The organism is Bradyrhizobium sp. NAS96.2, from assembly GCF_001908235.1.
Classification (GTDB): Bacteria; Pseudomonadota; Alphaproteobacteria; order Rhizobiales; family Xanthobacteraceae; genus Bradyrhizobium.
This window is the reverse complement of record NZ_LGHK01000286.1, coordinates 1-12,605: the sequence shown is the minus strand read 5'-3', so window position 1 is coordinate 12,605 and position 12,605 is coordinate 1. Positions and strand designations below refer to the sequence as shown.

17 protein-coding genes are annotated in these 12,605 nt (G+C 66.0%); 3 read left to right on the top strand and 14 right to left on the bottom strand.

The window, feature by feature from the left end; genetic code table 11:
* The 5 genes from AC628_RS39710 to ygfZ form a co-directional block, all read right to left on the bottom strand.
* Positions 1–1,598: DUF2339 domain-containing protein (locus AC628_RS39710; RefSeq protein WP_143202057.1), on the bottom strand; the 1,598-nt coding region annotated here is incomplete at its 3' end.
* 110 nt (positions 1,599–1,708) lie between these two features.
* The gene (locus tag AC628_RS39705) at positions 1,709–2,215 is read right to left on the bottom strand and encodes a tyrosine phosphatase family protein (protein WP_074132142.1); all 507 of its coding nucleotides are present in this window, start codon (positions 2,213–2,215) and stop codon (positions 1,709–1,711) included.
* A gap of 123 nt (positions 2,216–2,338) precedes the next feature.
* Entirely contained in the window at positions 2,339–2,950 is a 612-nt protein-coding gene (locus AC628_RS39700) for a YfbR-like 5'-deoxynucleotidase (protein ID WP_074132140.1), read from the bottom strand.
* Positions 2,947–3,573 (bottom strand): DNA-3-methyladenine glycosylase I, encoded by a 627-nt coding sequence (locus AC628_RS39695; RefSeq protein ID WP_074132139.1) that lies wholly within the window; start codon positions 3,571–3,573, stop codon positions 2,947–2,949. The genes AC628_RS39700 and AC628_RS39695 overlap by 4 nt, the downstream gene beginning before the upstream one ends.
* The gene (gene ygfZ, locus AC628_RS39690; protein WP_074132137.1) at positions 3,570–4,451 is read right to left on the bottom strand and encodes a CAF17-like 4Fe-4S cluster assembly/insertion protein YgfZ; all 882 of its coding nucleotides are present in this window, start codon (positions 4,449–4,451) and stop codon (positions 3,570–3,572) included. Before ygfZ ends, AC628_RS39695 begins: the two co-directional genes overlap by 4 nt.
* 129 nt (positions 4,452–4,580) lie before the next feature.
* On the opposite strand from ygfZ, the gene AC628_RS39685 reads away from it, so the two are divergent.
* Positions 4,581–5,915: a dihydroorotase gene (locus AC628_RS39685; protein ID WP_074132136.1), complete on the top strand. Its 1,335-nt coding sequence runs from the start codon at positions 4,581–4,583 to the stop codon at positions 5,913–5,915.
* Between the two features lie 83 nt (positions 5,916–5,998).
* On the opposite strand, the gene AC628_RS39680 is transcribed toward AC628_RS39685, so the two are convergent.
* The 5 genes from AC628_RS39680 to AC628_RS39660 form a co-directional block, all read right to left on the bottom strand.
* Entirely contained in the window at positions 5,999–6,265 is a 267-nt protein-coding gene (locus AC628_RS39680) for a hypothetical protein (RefSeq protein ID WP_074132134.1), read from the bottom strand.
* A 155-nt stretch (positions 6,266–6,420) separates the two neighbouring features.
* Positions 6,421–7,077: an HAD family hydrolase gene (locus AC628_RS39675; RefSeq protein WP_074132132.1), complete on the bottom strand. Its 657-nt coding sequence runs from the start codon at positions 7,075–7,077 to the stop codon at positions 6,421–6,423.
* Positions 7,067–7,444 carry a TIGR02301 family protein gene (locus AC628_RS39670; RefSeq protein ID WP_050424352.1) on the bottom strand — a complete coding sequence of 126 codons (378 nt, stop codon included), beginning with the start codon at positions 7,442–7,444 and terminating at the stop codon, positions 7,067–7,069. Before AC628_RS39670 ends, AC628_RS39675 begins: the two co-directional genes overlap by 11 nt.
* Positions 7,445–7,531: 87 nt before the next feature.
* The gene (locus AC628_RS39665) at positions 7,532–7,951 is read right to left on the bottom strand and encodes an NUDIX hydrolase (RefSeq protein ID WP_074132131.1); all 420 of its coding nucleotides are present in this window, start codon (positions 7,949–7,951) and stop codon (positions 7,532–7,534) included.
* Positions 7,952–7,996: 45 nt separating this feature from the next.
* On the bottom strand, positions 7,997–8,497 hold the full coding sequence (locus AC628_RS39660) for a hypothetical protein (protein WP_074132130.1): 501 nt from the start codon (positions 8,495–8,497) through the stop codon (positions 7,997–7,999).
* Between the two features lie 62 nt (positions 8,498–8,559).
* Between AC628_RS39660 and AC628_RS39655 the strand changes: the two genes are divergently transcribed.
* Complete coding sequence (locus tag AC628_RS39655; protein ID WP_074132129.1) at positions 8,560–9,321, top strand: SOS response-associated peptidase; 762 nt, start codon at positions 8,560–8,562, stop codon at positions 9,319–9,321.
* Positions 9,322–9,722: 401 nt separating this feature from the next.
* Here AC628_RS39655 and AC628_RS39650 read toward each other — a convergent pair whose 3' ends face one another.
* The 3 genes from AC628_RS39650 to AC628_RS39640 are packed head-to-tail and all read right to left on the bottom strand — an operon-like array spanning position 9,723 to position 11,020.
* Positions 9,723–10,109 (bottom strand): RidA family protein, encoded by a 387-nt coding sequence (locus AC628_RS39650; RefSeq protein ID WP_050424355.1) that lies wholly within the window; start codon positions 10,107–10,109, stop codon positions 9,723–9,725.
* A 3-nt stretch (positions 10,110–10,112) separates the two neighbouring features.
* A complete protein-coding gene (locus AC628_RS39645) occupies positions 10,113–10,592 on the bottom strand; it encodes a YeeE/YedE family protein (protein ID WP_074132127.1) in 480 nt (159 codons plus the stop codon).
* A gap of 2 nt (positions 10,593–10,594) precedes the next feature.
* On the bottom strand, positions 10,595–11,020 hold the full coding sequence (locus AC628_RS39640; protein WP_074132125.1) for a YeeE/YedE family protein: 426 nt from the start codon (positions 11,018–11,020) through the stop codon (positions 10,595–10,597).
* Positions 11,021–11,234: 214 nt separating this feature from the next.
* Here AC628_RS39640 and AC628_RS39635 point away from each other — a divergent pair, with 214 nt between their 5' ends.
* Positions 11,235–11,669 (top strand): hypothetical protein, encoded by a 435-nt coding sequence (locus tag AC628_RS39635; protein ID WP_074132124.1) that lies wholly within the window; start codon positions 11,235–11,237, stop codon positions 11,667–11,669.
* A 104-nt stretch (positions 11,670–11,773) separates the two neighbouring features.
* On the opposite strand, the gene AC628_RS39630 is transcribed toward AC628_RS39635, so the two are convergent.
* A complete protein-coding gene (locus tag AC628_RS39630) occupies positions 11,774–12,289 on the bottom strand; it encodes a mismatch-specific DNA-glycosylase (protein WP_074132144.1) in 516 nt (171 codons plus the stop codon).
* Positions 12,290–12,605 lie beyond the last annotated feature (316 nt).

Below are 12,605 nucleotides of genomic sequence, written 5' to 3'. Positions count from 1 at the left end.
ATCGAGGGCGACTGCTCCGGCCGCTCGCCGCGCCGGGTCAGCGCTTCGGTCGCGGCGGCGTAGGCTGCGGCGAGCAGCACGGCCAGAATTGCGGACGGGATCGAACGATCGAGATGCGCGATCCGCGCATAGAGCGCGACCAGTAGCGCGACCGGTGTGAACACGGCCGCCGCAGCCCAGGTCACCGTGACCTTCGTCGTGGCAAAACGCAATTGCGCGAGGAAGCCTGAGATGCCGAAGGCGGCCGCGAACAGCGCAGCCGTGACGAGATGCAGCGAGACCGATCCGTCGGTCGCCGACGGGCCGATCCCGGGGATCGCACCGCCCGGCAGCACCAGCATGTCGACGTTGCGGCGCACGGCCCATTCGCCGAACACGATGAAGACGAAAACCGATGCGGCGGCGATCGCGCCAGTTGCGGCAGGTGCGCGCCAGGCCACGGCAAGGCTCGCGGCCGTCAGCAGCGCGAAGCCGATCATCGCGGTGTCGGCATGAGCGCTGTTGAGCACGATCAGCATCGCGCCGAACAGATAGGCCGCGAGCGAGCCGGACGAGATCGGCTCGATCTCCTCGCCATCGCCGTCGGGGCCGAACATGAAGCCGCAGACCACGAGCAGCGCCGCCAGCACGAAGCCCGCGATGACATGGAAGACGTGTGGCGCGATCATCTCCGGGCCGCATTGCAGGCAGGGGAAGGTCCATAGCAGCGCGAACGCGATCGTCGTGACCGCGAGCCAGCGCCACAGCCGGATCCGCGCGAGGCCGAACGCCGCCGCCGTGACGATGGCGAGATAGATGTAGAGCGACCAGAAGTCGGGCTTGTCGGATGAGACCAGGATCGGCGTGACGAAGGCGCCGACGATTCCGAGGCCAGCCAGCGCCGGTCCGTGCAGCAGCGCGGCCGCGAGCGTCCCGAGCGCGACCATGCCGAGCAGGATGAAGGCGGTCGCCGGCGCGAGGAAGTCGTACAGCGCGTAGGCGGCGTAGACGGTGGCGAACGCCACCGCGGTACCGGCAGCGGTGAGGATCGCCGGAATGTTGGCGATCGGCAGTGCCGCGATATTGGAGATGCTCTCCTTGCGCCGCGTCCATTCACCGGCGCCGAGCAGCGCCAGCGCAAACAATCCGCCGAGCATCGTGCGCACGCCGGGGCCGAGCAGCCCGGCCTCGATCGAGTAGCGCACCATGAAGAAACCGCCGAGCGCGAGCGTCAGGCCGCCGATCCACACCACCCAGCGGGTGCCGAGCGTCTCCTCGAAGCCGGGCGCCGGCTGCGGCGGGGCCGGCGGTTCGGGCAGTGGCGGAGGCGCAGCGCTTGTCGTGCTCGCGGCGGGCTCTGTCTGCGCCTCCGGCTCGCTCGCGATCGCTTCGGGGAGTGGCGGCGGCGCGATGGGAGGGGCCGTTGAAAGCGTCTGCTCGAACGCCTCGAACGGCGCCAGCGGTGGCGGCATGGCCGTCCGCGCGGCGGCTGTGCCTGCCGCCTCGATCGCATCCAGCCGGCGTTGCAGCACCGCGATCTGGCCCAGCGCCTTGCGCGAGAAAATGATCGCAACAATGGCGATGACGAGCGTCAGGAAATCGAACGGCGAATCGAACATTGGGCCTCCGGCGGGACGCGCCGGACCATCGGCCAGTCGGCCGCCCGTCGCAACCTAGTAGTGCAGTCGAGGGGACTGGAAGTTCAAGCGATCTGGGCGCGCAGCCCGTGCTATTCCAGATCGATGTGGAAGGGCCGGCCTTCGACGCTCATGCTGCCGGGGCCCATCGCATCGAGCGCGCGCAGCATCCGGCCTTCGCGCCCCAGCGCCTTGTCGGCGAGGCTGACGATCAGCCGGTTGGGCGCCGCGATCGGCGAGGCCGCGCGGATCAGCCGGGCGATGGACATTTCGTCGCGGTGCGGATTGAGCGCGCACACGGTGGCGAATGCGCTCGCGGTCGAGCGGCTGATGCCGGCGTAGCAATGCACCACCATCGGGGCGCGGCGATCCCAGCCGCGCACGAAGCTCAGCACCCGCTCGATATGCGTCTCGTTGGGTGCAACGAACCCGTCCATCTGCTCGACGATGTCGTCCATCGACACTTTGAGATGGTTGGCCGGAAGCACGGAGGGCGGCCGCTGCACCTGGTCGACATTGGCCATCACGGTCAGCACATGGCTGGCGCCGGTGGCACGAACCGTGTCGGAGAGCGCGGCAAGCGAGCAGACGTGAAGCATGATGGTCCTTGGGTATCGGGTGAGCCCGATTATAACTGCTGCTCCGCGGTGGGCAAAGGCGCGCGGCGTTATGCCCGCTCTTCGTTTTGCGGCGCAACCGCGGCAGGTTTCGCGGTGCTCTACCTACGACGCGTGCAATGCCCCGAAACGTTCGAGGAACTGCTTCTCAGCCCGCGCTGCGGTCCATGGCGTCAGATAGTCGCGCTCGGTCGCCTCGGGCAATTCCGGATCGCGGCCGAACAGCCGCTTGGCTTCGGCTTGCGAGAATCCCGCCAGATGCGTCGCCTCGAGATAGGCCGCGCCGCGGTCGGCGGCCTTGATCTGCTGGGTGATCTCATCCGCCAGCACCGCGGGCAGGCCGAAGCGGATATGGATCGCCGACAGCAGCCGCTTTTCCACGACCTTGTATTCGCCCGCCAGCACCGCCTTGAACGGCGAGATCATGTCGCCGATGACGTATTCCGGTGCGTCGTGCAGCAGCGCAGCGAGACGATGGCTGATGGCGACGCGTGGCGTCTGCTGACGCATCACGGCTTCGACCAGCAGCGTGTGCTGCGCCACCGAGAAGATGTGCGCGCCTGAGGTCTGACCATTCCAGCGCGCGACGCGCGCCAGTCCATGCGCGATGTCGACGATCTCGATATCGAGCGGCGACGGGTCGAGCAGGTCCAGCCGGCGTCCCGACAACATCCGCTGCCAGGCGCGGGTTGTCTCCGTCGATTTGCGCACCGTCATTTCTTCTTGAGCCGCGGCGTGCGGAGCTTGCCGCTGCAGGTCTCGTGGCAGAAGCAGGTGACGAGGTGATCGTTGACCATGCCGGTCGCCTGCATGAAGGCGTAGACGATGGTGGGGCCGACGAATTTGAAACCGCGCGCGCCGAGCTCCTTGGAGACCTTGATCGAGACCGGCGTCGAGGCCGGCACGCTCGCGGTGGTCTTGAACTGATTGACCTTCGGCTTGCCGTCGACGAAGTCCCACAGGAATTTCGAGAAGCCGGGACCTTTCTCCATGATCTCCAGATAGCCCTTCGCGCTCGCCACCGCGCCCTCGATCTTGGCGCGGTTGCGGACGATGCCGGCGTCGTTCATCAGCGCATGCACCTTCTTGTCGGTGTAGCGCGCGATCTTCTCGGGCTGGAAATCGTCGAAGGCTTTGCGGAAATTGTCGCGCTTGCGCAGGATCGTGATCCAGGACAGGCCGGCCTGGAAGCCGTCGAGGATCAGCTTTTCATAGAGCGCGCGGTCGTCATATTCCGGCACGCCCCATTCATTGTCGTGATAGGCGACGTAGAACGCGTCTTCGCCCGGCCAGGGGCAGCGCGTCTTGCCATCGGGATGCAGTTGCGCGGTACGGCTCATGCGACGGTCTGCTTGGGAGGGATGCGGACAGCGTCCGGCTCGGCGAGATGCAGCGACAGCCCGCCCGCGGTCAGCGGCAGGCCGGCATCGAGCGCATCGGCGACGCGGTCGATGCGCACCAGCGCGAGGCCTTTCTCGCCGGCGGTTGAGCCGATGGTGCCGACCTGCTTGTCACCGGCGAGGATGGTTGCGCCGGCTTCGGGCGAGGGGCCGTCGAGAATGATCTTCACCGTGCGGGTGCGCGCCGTGCCGCGGTGCTGCATGCGCGACACCACTTCCTGGCCGACATAGCAGCCCTTGTCGAAATCGACGCCGTTGAGGTGGTCCATGTTGGTCTCGTGCGGGAAGGCGTCGCCATACATGAAGTCGAGCCCGCCGCGCGGCACGCCGGTCGCGATCCGATGCGCCTCATAGGCACTGGAGTCGACGAGGTCGGCGCCGATCAGATCGGCGAGTTTCTGCTTGAGGTCTTCCGGGATCAGGATGCGCCAGCCGAGCGCCGGGTTGCGCGGATCGGCGAAGGCGAGGTCGGGCGTCGCCGCCGGCTCGCCATCCCAGGCTGCCAGCACACCGAGGCTGTCGGTGAGGTTTTCGACCACGACCTTGGCGCGCAGCTTGTAGAAGCCGAGCTTGTCGGCAAGCCCCTTGGCGAGCGCACGCGGCGCGTCGATCAGAAAGCCGCCGCCATGGCCTGCGGGTATCTCGGTGATCAGGAAATCGACGATGATCTTGCCCTGCGGCGTCAGCAGCGCGCCGAACCGGGCTTGCCCCGGGGCCAGCTGCTCGACGTCGGTCGTGATGAGGCCGTTGAGGAAGTTGCGGGCGTCCTCGCCAGAGACTTTGACCACGCCCCGATCTGGAAGAAACGCTGCTTTCATTCGCAAAATTGGCTCTTTTTCCAAGTTCCTTGGGAAACGCGGTCCTCGCGGATATCCCCTGCCAAGCTAAGGCGCTAGAGTGCCCCGAACAAGGCCCGCGCGACAGCCGAAAGCGGGCGCCGAGGACCGATGAATCAGCATTTTGACACCATTCTAAAATCCGGCACCGTGGTCAATCAGGACGGCGAGGGCGTGCGCGATATCGGCGTCACGAATGGCCGCATCGCCGCGGTCGGATCGCTCGGCCAGGCCTCGGCCGGCGAAGTGATCGACTGCAAGGGCCTGCACATTCTGCCCGGCGTGATGGACACCCAGGTGCATTTCCGCGAACCCGGATTGACGCAGAAGGAAGATCTCGAGACCGGCTCGCGCAGCGCCGTGATGGGCGGCGTCACCGCTGTCTTCGAAATGCCGAACACCAATCCGCTGACGGTCACCGAGGAAGCATTCACCGACAAGATCAAGCGCGGCCACCACCGCATGCATTGCGATTTCGCGTTCTTCATCGGTGGCACCCGCGAGAACGTGCAGGACCTGCCGGAGCTCGAGCGCGCGCCGGGCTGCGCCGGCGTCAAGGTGTTCATCGGCTCCTCCACTGGCGCGCTTTTGGTCGAGGACGACGAGAGCCTGCGGCGGATTTTTCAGGTGATCCGGCGCCGCGCCGCGTTCCACGCCGAGGACGAATACCGCCTCAACGAGCGCAAGCCGCTGCGCATCGAGGGCGATCCGCGCTCGCATCCGGTGTGGCGCGACGAGACCGCAGCCCTGATGGCGACCGAGCGCCTGGTCAATCTCGCGCGCGAGACCGGCAAGCGCATCCACGTGCTGCACATCTCGACCAAGGAAGAGATCCTGTATCTGCGCGACCACAAGGATGTCGCCTCCTGCGAGGCGACGCCGCATCACCTGACGATGGCCGCGCCCGAGTGCTATGAGCGGCTCGGCACGTTGGCGCAGATGAACCCGCCGGTGCGCTCGGCCGATCACCGCGCCGGCATCTGGTACGGCATCGAGCAGGGCATCATCGACGTGCTCGGCTCGGACCACGCGCCGCATACGCTGGAGGAGAAGGCGAAGACCTATCCGGCTTCGCCCTCGGGTATGACCGGCGTGCAGACGCTGGTGCCGTTGATGCTCGATCACGTCAACGCCGGGCGGCTGTCGCTACAGCGGTTCGTTGATCTTACCAGCGCGGGTCCGGCGCGGCTGTTCAACATTGCCCGCAAGGGCCGTATCGCGGCGGGTTACGATGCCGACTTCACCGTCGTCGATCTGAAGCGCAGCGAGACCATCACCAACAAATGGATCGCCTCGCGCGCAGCCTGGACGCCCTATGACGGCGTGCGGGTGCAGGGCTGGCCGGTTGGCACCTTCGTGCGCGGCAAGCGGGTGATGTGGCAGGGCGAAGTCACGACGCCGTCGACCGGCGAACCGGTCCGGTTCCTCGAGACGCTGAAGCCGTAGCGCACTACGTGCGCTAGATTCTGGTTTGACGCGTTTTCTTCGCGCGAACCGGTGCCCACTTCGCTCGAAAACGCTTTACGGGGTTACTGCCTGGCGAGCGCCAGCGAGAACTCGCCGTTGCGCACGCGCGCGGGGAGGCCCTCGGCGAACTTCGCCACCGCGTCCTCGCCATAGGTGTTGACGAGCTCGGCGAGCGCCGCGAACAGGCTCGCCTGCGCGAGGCAGTCGCCGTCGACGCCATCGTGACGCGCTTCAGCCCACGCCTCGTTCAGATAGCTCAGCGCGGCCTGCTTCTGCTCGTGATCGGGACGCGGATCGTCTTGGTGATGGAAGGACGCTGGATGGCGCATGAAACTCTGCAAAATGGATGCGCGCGGTTCGAGGAGCGAACCACTGCGACCCGCGAGATGTATCACGCATGCGGTTACCGCCTAGCCCACTTCTTTCGAAAAGGTTAACGGCCGCCTCGGCATTTAAACGGGAATTCCGGATATCGCGGCCGCGATCAGCCAAATGAGCTGTGGATATGGTCCAGCACCGCGCGCGGCGAGGCGCACAGATGGCTGGCGCCGGCCTCGGTCAGCTCCTCCACCGTGCCGTAGCCATAGGTGACGCCGATTGCGCGGATGCTGTTACGATTCGCCCCGATCACGTCGTGGCTGCGGTCGCCGATCATCACGGCCTTGGCCGGATCGGTCCCGGTCTGGTCGAGCGCATAGGCCAGCAGGTCGACCTTGTTGACCCGGGTTCCGTCGAGCTCGGAGCCGAACACGTGGTCGAAATACCCGTTGAGGCCGAAATGCGCGACGATCCTGGTCGCGAACACGTGCGGCTTCGAGGTCGCCACGAAGATCCGGCCAGGCCGTCCGCGCAGCTCGGCCAGCACGTCAGCGATATCGGGATAGACGCTGTTCTCGAGCAGGCCGACGTCGCCGAACCGCTCGCGGTAGAGCTCGACGGCACGGTCGGCGAGCTCCTCGCCGCCGAGCAGCATCGCAAAGCTCGCCCTGAGCGGCGGCCCGATGCACCAGGTCAGCTCGTCCTGCGAGGGAACCGGGCGGCCGAGCTTGGCCAGCGCGTACTGGATCGAGCCGGTGATGCCGGGCTTCGGGTCGGTCAGGGTGCCGTCGAGGTCGAAGAAGATCGCCCGTTCAGTTGGCATAGCGGGCCGTCAGGTCGCGCGAGATCTTCGAGCCTTCCTCGATGTAGCGGCGGATCGCCACGCTGGCTGCGGGCGTGCAGGTCCGGTAGGTCTGCTGGAAGCCGTTGTAGCCGCGGTTGAAGCCGGCAACCATGCGGGCGCGGCGGTCGCCGGACGGGGTCTCGGCATCGATCAGCGCCTGCATCTCATTGCGCCATTTGGCGCCCTCGTTGGAGCCGCAGATGCCGCGCAGATAGTGCAGCGCGCCGAGGATCTCGGCCAGCCGCTGCAAATCGCCGTCGAACGGCGCGGCCGCGTCCTGCGCCCGGGCGGGCGTCGCCAGGCATGCCGACATCAGGATCACAACGGCGAGAAAGGCTCTGATCATCAGGGGTTCCGGAATGGCCGTGGTATGCCCCCTCAATGCGCCCGAGGCAAGGCGCAAAGGACCTGCAATATCGCCCCTAAACAGGCCTCAAACCAGCCGCCGGGCGGCCGCAATGACCTCATGCAGGCCGCCGGTGACCTTGAGGTCGCCGATCGCCTCCGGGGCCAGCCATTTGAAATCGTCATGCTCGTCGTTCAGCACGGGCTCGCGGGAGGCCCAGCGCGCCGCGAATGTCATGATCAGGTAATGGCCGGTGCCCGGTCCTGTCGGCAGCACCTCCCGCCAGCCGGCGAGGCCGAGGATCTCGACCCTGAGGCCAGTCTCCTCGTCGATCTCCCGGTGCAGGGCGGTGTGCAGGGTTTCGCCGAACTCGACCCGGCCGCCGGGCAGCGAATAGAAGCCCTTGCCGGGCGAGCGGGCGCGGCGGACCAGCAGCACCTTGCCGTCGCGGAAAATCACGCCGGATACGGCGAGCTGGGGGCGAATCGGAGGTTCGGGAGAGGTCAAGGCAGTCAGGGCACCAGTTTCAAGACCATCATCCTGCCCGATATCTCAGGCGCCCGCCATGATCCTGTCGACATCGGCCTCTGCGGCGCCGTTGATGATACCGGCGGTCTGCATCACCAGCGGCTTGACCCAGACGATCGCCTGCTCGGCGAGCGCGACCCGGCTCTTGTCCTGCTGCAATTGACGCATCGCCGCGCCGACTTCGGTCAGGATCTTGGTCATGCTGTCGGTCAGCTGGTCGAATTCGGCCCGGATCCCGGCATCCGCGGTCTCATAGGACTCGATCGCCAGATCACGCGCCTTGAAGTTGGACGCGGTGAAATGCTCGGCATAGGACAGTGGCTGCCATTCCAGGAAATCGTCGGCGCATTCCGGCAGGTCCGGGACCATCTCCAGCAACATGATGGCTTCGTTGAAGTGATTGAGGTAGTCGGTCGCAAGCCCGGTGCGGGGATTGATGTTGGCGGCGCGCAACAAAGCCGCCCGCGCCTCGTCGGGGTACGTCGGTCGCGGGGAAGAGCCCGCTATGGCGGCCGTTGAGGTCATTGCTCGCAGTCTTTAACGGTCCAAGTTAAGGCTGAATAAACAGATACCACTCTGGACGGGATATGTGCGGACGCTTTGTTATTACCTCGCCGCCGGCGGCTTTGCGCGAAATGTTCGGCTACATCGAGCAGCCGAATTTTCCGCCGCGGTATAATGTTGCGCCGACCCAGCCGATCCCGGTGGTGCTGCTGCAGAACGGCGGCCGGCATTTTCAATTGATGCGCTGGGGCCTGATCCCGTCCTGGGTCAAGGACCCCCGCACATTCTCGCTGCTGATCAACGCGCGCTCCGAGACGGTGCGGGAGAAGCCCGCCTTCAAGAACGCGATCAAGCGGCGCCGCGCGCTGATCCCGGCCGACGGCTATTACGAATGGCAGGATGCCGGCGGCCGCAAGCGGCCGTTCTTCATCCATCGCCGCGACGGCCACCCGGTCGCCTTCGCCGCGCTCGCCGAGACCTGGATGGGGCCGAACGGCGAGGAGCAGGACACGGTCGCGATCGTCACTGCGCCCGCGAGCCCTGATCTCGCGCAACTGCATCACCGCGTGCCTGTGACGATCAGGCCCGAGCAATTCGCGCGCTGGCTCGACTGCCTGCCCAACGATGTCGACGATGTGATGCCGATGCTGAAGGCGCCCGATGTCGGCGAGTTCGCCTGGCACCAGGTGACGATGCGGGTGAATGCCGTCGCCAACGACGATGCGCAATTGCTGCTGCCGATGACCGCAGAAGAGATCGCGGCGGAGGACGCTCCGGCGGCGAAGAAGGTAGCAGTGCGCAAGGTGACGCCGCGCGAGGATGACGGGCAGGGGTCGTTGTTTTGAGGGCGGCTGAAGCCGCGAGATGAGTGCACGCATACAGGCACAGGTATCTCCACATCGTCGTCCTGGCGAAAGCCAGGACCCATAACCCCCGCTGTTGATTGTGAACGGGATCGCGGCCCCAGCGACGCGCAACAATGCGCATTTGGGGTAATGGTCCTGGCTTTCGCCAGGACGACTGCGGTGGATGGTTCTCGGTTCAAGATGAGAAACACACGGTGTCATCACCCGCGTAGGCGGGTGATCCAGTATTCCAGAGACAGCAGCGCTTGAGCCGAGAAGCCGCGGCGTACTGGATCGCCCGGTCAAGCCGGGCGATGACAGATGTGGATGAGGATGCAACTTCGCATTCTCACCTCTCGTCATTCCGGGCTCGCGCCAAGCGGCGCGCCCCGGAATGACCGCTACCCCTTCACGGACGCCACGCCCTCGATCTCGATCAGCATCTTCGGATTGGGCAGCGCCACTACGACGCAGGTGGTGCGTGCGGGATAGGGCGCGGGGCCGAACGCGCCGGCATAGAGCGCGTTCATCGCGGCGACGTCGCTGGCGCGCGTCAGCAGCACGTTGACCTTGACGAGATCGCGCATCGTCGCGCCCGCCTCATTCAGCACGCGCTTGAAATTGGTCACGACATTGGCGAACTGCGCCTCGAAACCGTCGGGCAGCTCGCGGTTGGCGTCGAAGCCGGGAATGCCCGAGATGAACAAGAGATCGCCGACGCGGGCGCCGAACGAAAGTGGCGGCGCCTGGATGCCGGGCGGAGGTGGGAAGTGCTTGATCGCTGTCATGTGTCACCCGTCTGCGCGAGATGGAAGGGAAGCGGTTTCGGCGGCGCGCGGCGCCATTGTGCGCGGGCGCCAGAGATTCTTGCCGAGCAGATTCTGGCCGATCATGCCTGCCAGCATCGCGACTACGAACACCACGATCGGCAACGAAAGGCCGGCGAGATTGACCAGCGCGGGGCCGGGGCAGATGCCGGCAAGGCCCCAGCCGATGCCGAACAGGATGGCGCCACCAACCAGCGGCGCATCGATGTCGTTGCGGTCGGGCCACAGAAAGCGTGCCGAGAAGGTGGGCGCAGCGCGGCGCCGCGCGATCGCAAAACCGGATGCCGTGACCGCAACGGCGCCCGCCATCACGAAGGCGAGCGTCGCGTCCCAGGCGCCGAACAAATCGAGGAAGCCGAGCACCTTCTGCGGATCGGTCATGCCGGAGATCAGGAGGCCCGCGCCAAAGATCAGGCCGCAGATGAAGCTTGCGAGAACGGGCATCGCTAGCCTCCGATCACGTGTCTTGCGATCGCAACCGTCGCGATCGCTGCCGTCATGAAGATGAACGTCGCCACGATCGAGCGGCCGGACAGCCGGGCGAAGCCGCAGACGCCGTGGCCCGAGGTGCAGCCATTGCCCATGCGGGTGCCGAATCCGACCAGAAGGCCCGCGATCGCGATCACGACAAGGCTCGCGTTCATCTCCGGCCGCGGCAGCGGCGCGCCGAACAGCGCTGCAATCAGGGGCGCCGCGATCAGCCCCGCGATGAATGCGATGCGCCATCCGCGGTCGGCGGTATCAGGCTGGAGCAGGCCGCCGACGATGCCGGTAACCCCTGCGATTCGTCCGGTCAGCAGCATCAGCAGCGCCGCGGCGAGGCCGATCAGCGCGCCGCCGGCGAAGCCGGAAATTGGGGTGAAATCGTGCATCTGTGCAGATCCCTGTTGCGCAAACTCCTCAGCGATCCGGCAAAGCGGTGCGCGCGCATGCGCCAACGTCGCGCGGCTGCACGGCCGATGATAGACTTCGCGAGATCAGGAACAAGCGCAATCCCGCATGTTTCGCAGGCGTTTCGACGATGCCTGCCGTCGGCTGGATTGCCGCGATTCGCATCTCGCCCTCACTTCGTCCGGAGAACCCCCCATGAGACTGTCATCCGCCGCCCGCGCCGTGCTGCTCGCACTGGCGCTGCTCACCGGATCGTCCGCCGCCCTGGCCGACGAGGGCGCGGTGACGCTCGTGATCTTCAAGGGCGGCTGGATCTTCGGCGGCTCCGCCGGCAAGGGCGTGTTGACCTTCAAGGGCCAGACCTACGGGCTCACCGCCGGCGGGCTGGACTACGGCCTCGTGTTCGGCGGCTCAAAGACCACGTTGCAGGGGCGGGTCCGCAACATCCGCCGTGCCCAGGATATTGCCGGTGTCTACGCCGCGGCGGGCATGGGCGTTGCGCTCGGCGCCGGCGTGCGCGGCATCCTCTTGACCAACCAGAACGGCGCCGTGCTCGAACTGAGCGGCAAGCAGATCGGCCTGATGGCCAATGTCGACCTCAGCGGGCTCGCGATCACGTTGAAGGAGTAACGGCGCTCACCAGATTCGGTCGCGTAGGATGGGTGGAGCGAAGCGAAACCCATCATCTCTCCCGCGGTTGAGAAGTTGATGGGTTTCGCTGCGCTCTACCCATCCTACGGTTCTGCGATCCACTGCGCGAGCTCACGCCACGCCTGCAAGCTCCAATGTCCGGACGCTGCGCCCGACGGCGACGGCAGCACGAATACATCCGGGAATCCACCCATCGGCGTCTGCCGCCCAAGCGCAATTGCGCTGGTCGGCCGGTGATAAAACAGGCTCGCCGCCTTCTTGCTGGTGAAGGCGATCGTCTTCGGCCGATATGTCGCGATCTTCGTCCTGAAGCCGATCACATCGAACGAGCCTCGCGCGATCTCATGATCCATCCCGGCGCCGGTCTTGGAGAGATCGGTGAAGCCGATGCCGAGCTCGAGCAATGCCGCGAACTCATCAGGCCGATAGCGCCGCGGCGTGATGCCGGCCTCATGCAACGCGCGCCAGAACCGGTTGCCGGGATGCGCATAGTAATGCCCGACCGCGGCCGAGCGCGTGCTGGCCGCGGTGCCGACGAACACCAGTCGAAGATTGGCGCGGAGCTGATCGGGGAGGCGGTGGGAATTGTTGTCAGGCATCTGAAGGGAGACCGAGGAGAGCATGCGCGCGTTAACGTGTGATGAGATCAGGTCGAATAGCGACAGCGCGACGCTCCCTCTCCCGCTTGCGGGGGTGGTCGGATCGCAGCAGCGCCGAGCCGTTCGCCGCAGACGCGCGCGGCCAAAATATCGAAAACAACCCCATGCAAAGGAGCTGGCGGCTGCCGCCGTCCGACACGACGCCTGTCCGTAGCGGGTGAAGATGTCGTGTTTTTGTAGCTCGTGATCTGTCGCCTTCGTTTCTGATTTGCAGGGGAGCCGGAAGGCGGGGACGGCTTTCCCTGATTGATCATGC

Excerpts from the sequence above, each read along its gene's own strand:
- AC628_RS39650 (WP_050424355.1), bottom strand. The coding sequence starts at position 10,109 with ATGACAGCGATCAAGCACTTCCCACCTCCGCCCGGCATCCAGGCGCCG.
- AC628_RS39660 (WP_074132130.1), bottom strand. The coding sequence starts at position 8,497 with ATGACCTCAACGGCCGCCATAGCGGGCTCTTCCCCGCGACCGACGTAC.
- AC628_RS39680 (WP_074132134.1), bottom strand. The coding sequence starts at position 6,265 with ATGCGCCATCCAGCGTCCTTCCATCACCAAGACGATCCGCGTCCCGAT.
- AC628_RS39675 (WP_074132132.1), bottom strand. The coding sequence starts at position 7,077 with ATGCCAACTGAACGGGCGATCTTCTTCGACCTCGACGGCACCCTGACC.
- AC628_RS39695 (WP_074132139.1), bottom strand. The coding sequence starts at position 3,573 with ATGAGCCGTACCGCGCAACTGCATCCCGATGGCAAGACGCGCTGCCCC.
- AC628_RS39630 (WP_074132144.1), bottom strand. The coding sequence starts at position 12,289 with ATGCCTGACAACAATTCCCACCGCCTCCCCGATCAGCTCCGCGCCAAT.
- AC628_RS39640 (WP_074132125.1), bottom strand. The coding sequence starts at position 11,020 with ATGCACGATTTCACCCCAATTTCCGGCTTCGCCGGCGGCGCGCTGATC.
- AC628_RS39655 (WP_074132129.1), top strand. The coding sequence starts at position 8,560 with ATGTGCGGACGCTTTGTTATTACCTCGCCGCCGGCGGCTTTGCGCGAA.
- AC628_RS39670 (WP_050424352.1), bottom strand. The coding sequence starts at position 7,444 with ATGATCAGAGCCTTTCTCGCCGTTGTGATCCTGATGTCGGCATGCCTG.
- AC628_RS39685 (WP_074132136.1), top strand. The coding sequence starts at position 4,581 with ATGAATCAGCATTTTGACACCATTCTAAAATCCGGCACCGTGGTCAAT.
- AC628_RS39635 (WP_074132124.1), top strand. The coding sequence starts at position 11,235 with ATGAGACTGTCATCCGCCGCCCGCGCCGTGCTGCTCGCACTGGCGCTG.
- AC628_RS39700 (WP_074132140.1), bottom strand. The coding sequence starts at position 2,950 with ATGACGGTGCGCAAATCGACGGAGACAACCCGCGCCTGGCAGCGGATG.
- AC628_RS39645 (WP_074132127.1), bottom strand. The coding sequence starts at position 10,592 with ATGCCCGTTCTCGCAAGCTTCATCTGCGGCCTGATCTTTGGCGCGGGC.
- AC628_RS39705 (WP_074132142.1), bottom strand. The coding sequence starts at position 2,215 with ATGCTTCACGTCTGCTCGCTTGCCGCGCTCTCCGACACGGTTCGTGCC.
- ygfZ (WP_074132137.1), bottom strand. The coding sequence starts at position 4,451 with ATGAAAGCAGCGTTTCTTCCAGATCGGGGCGTGGTCAAAGTCTCTGGC.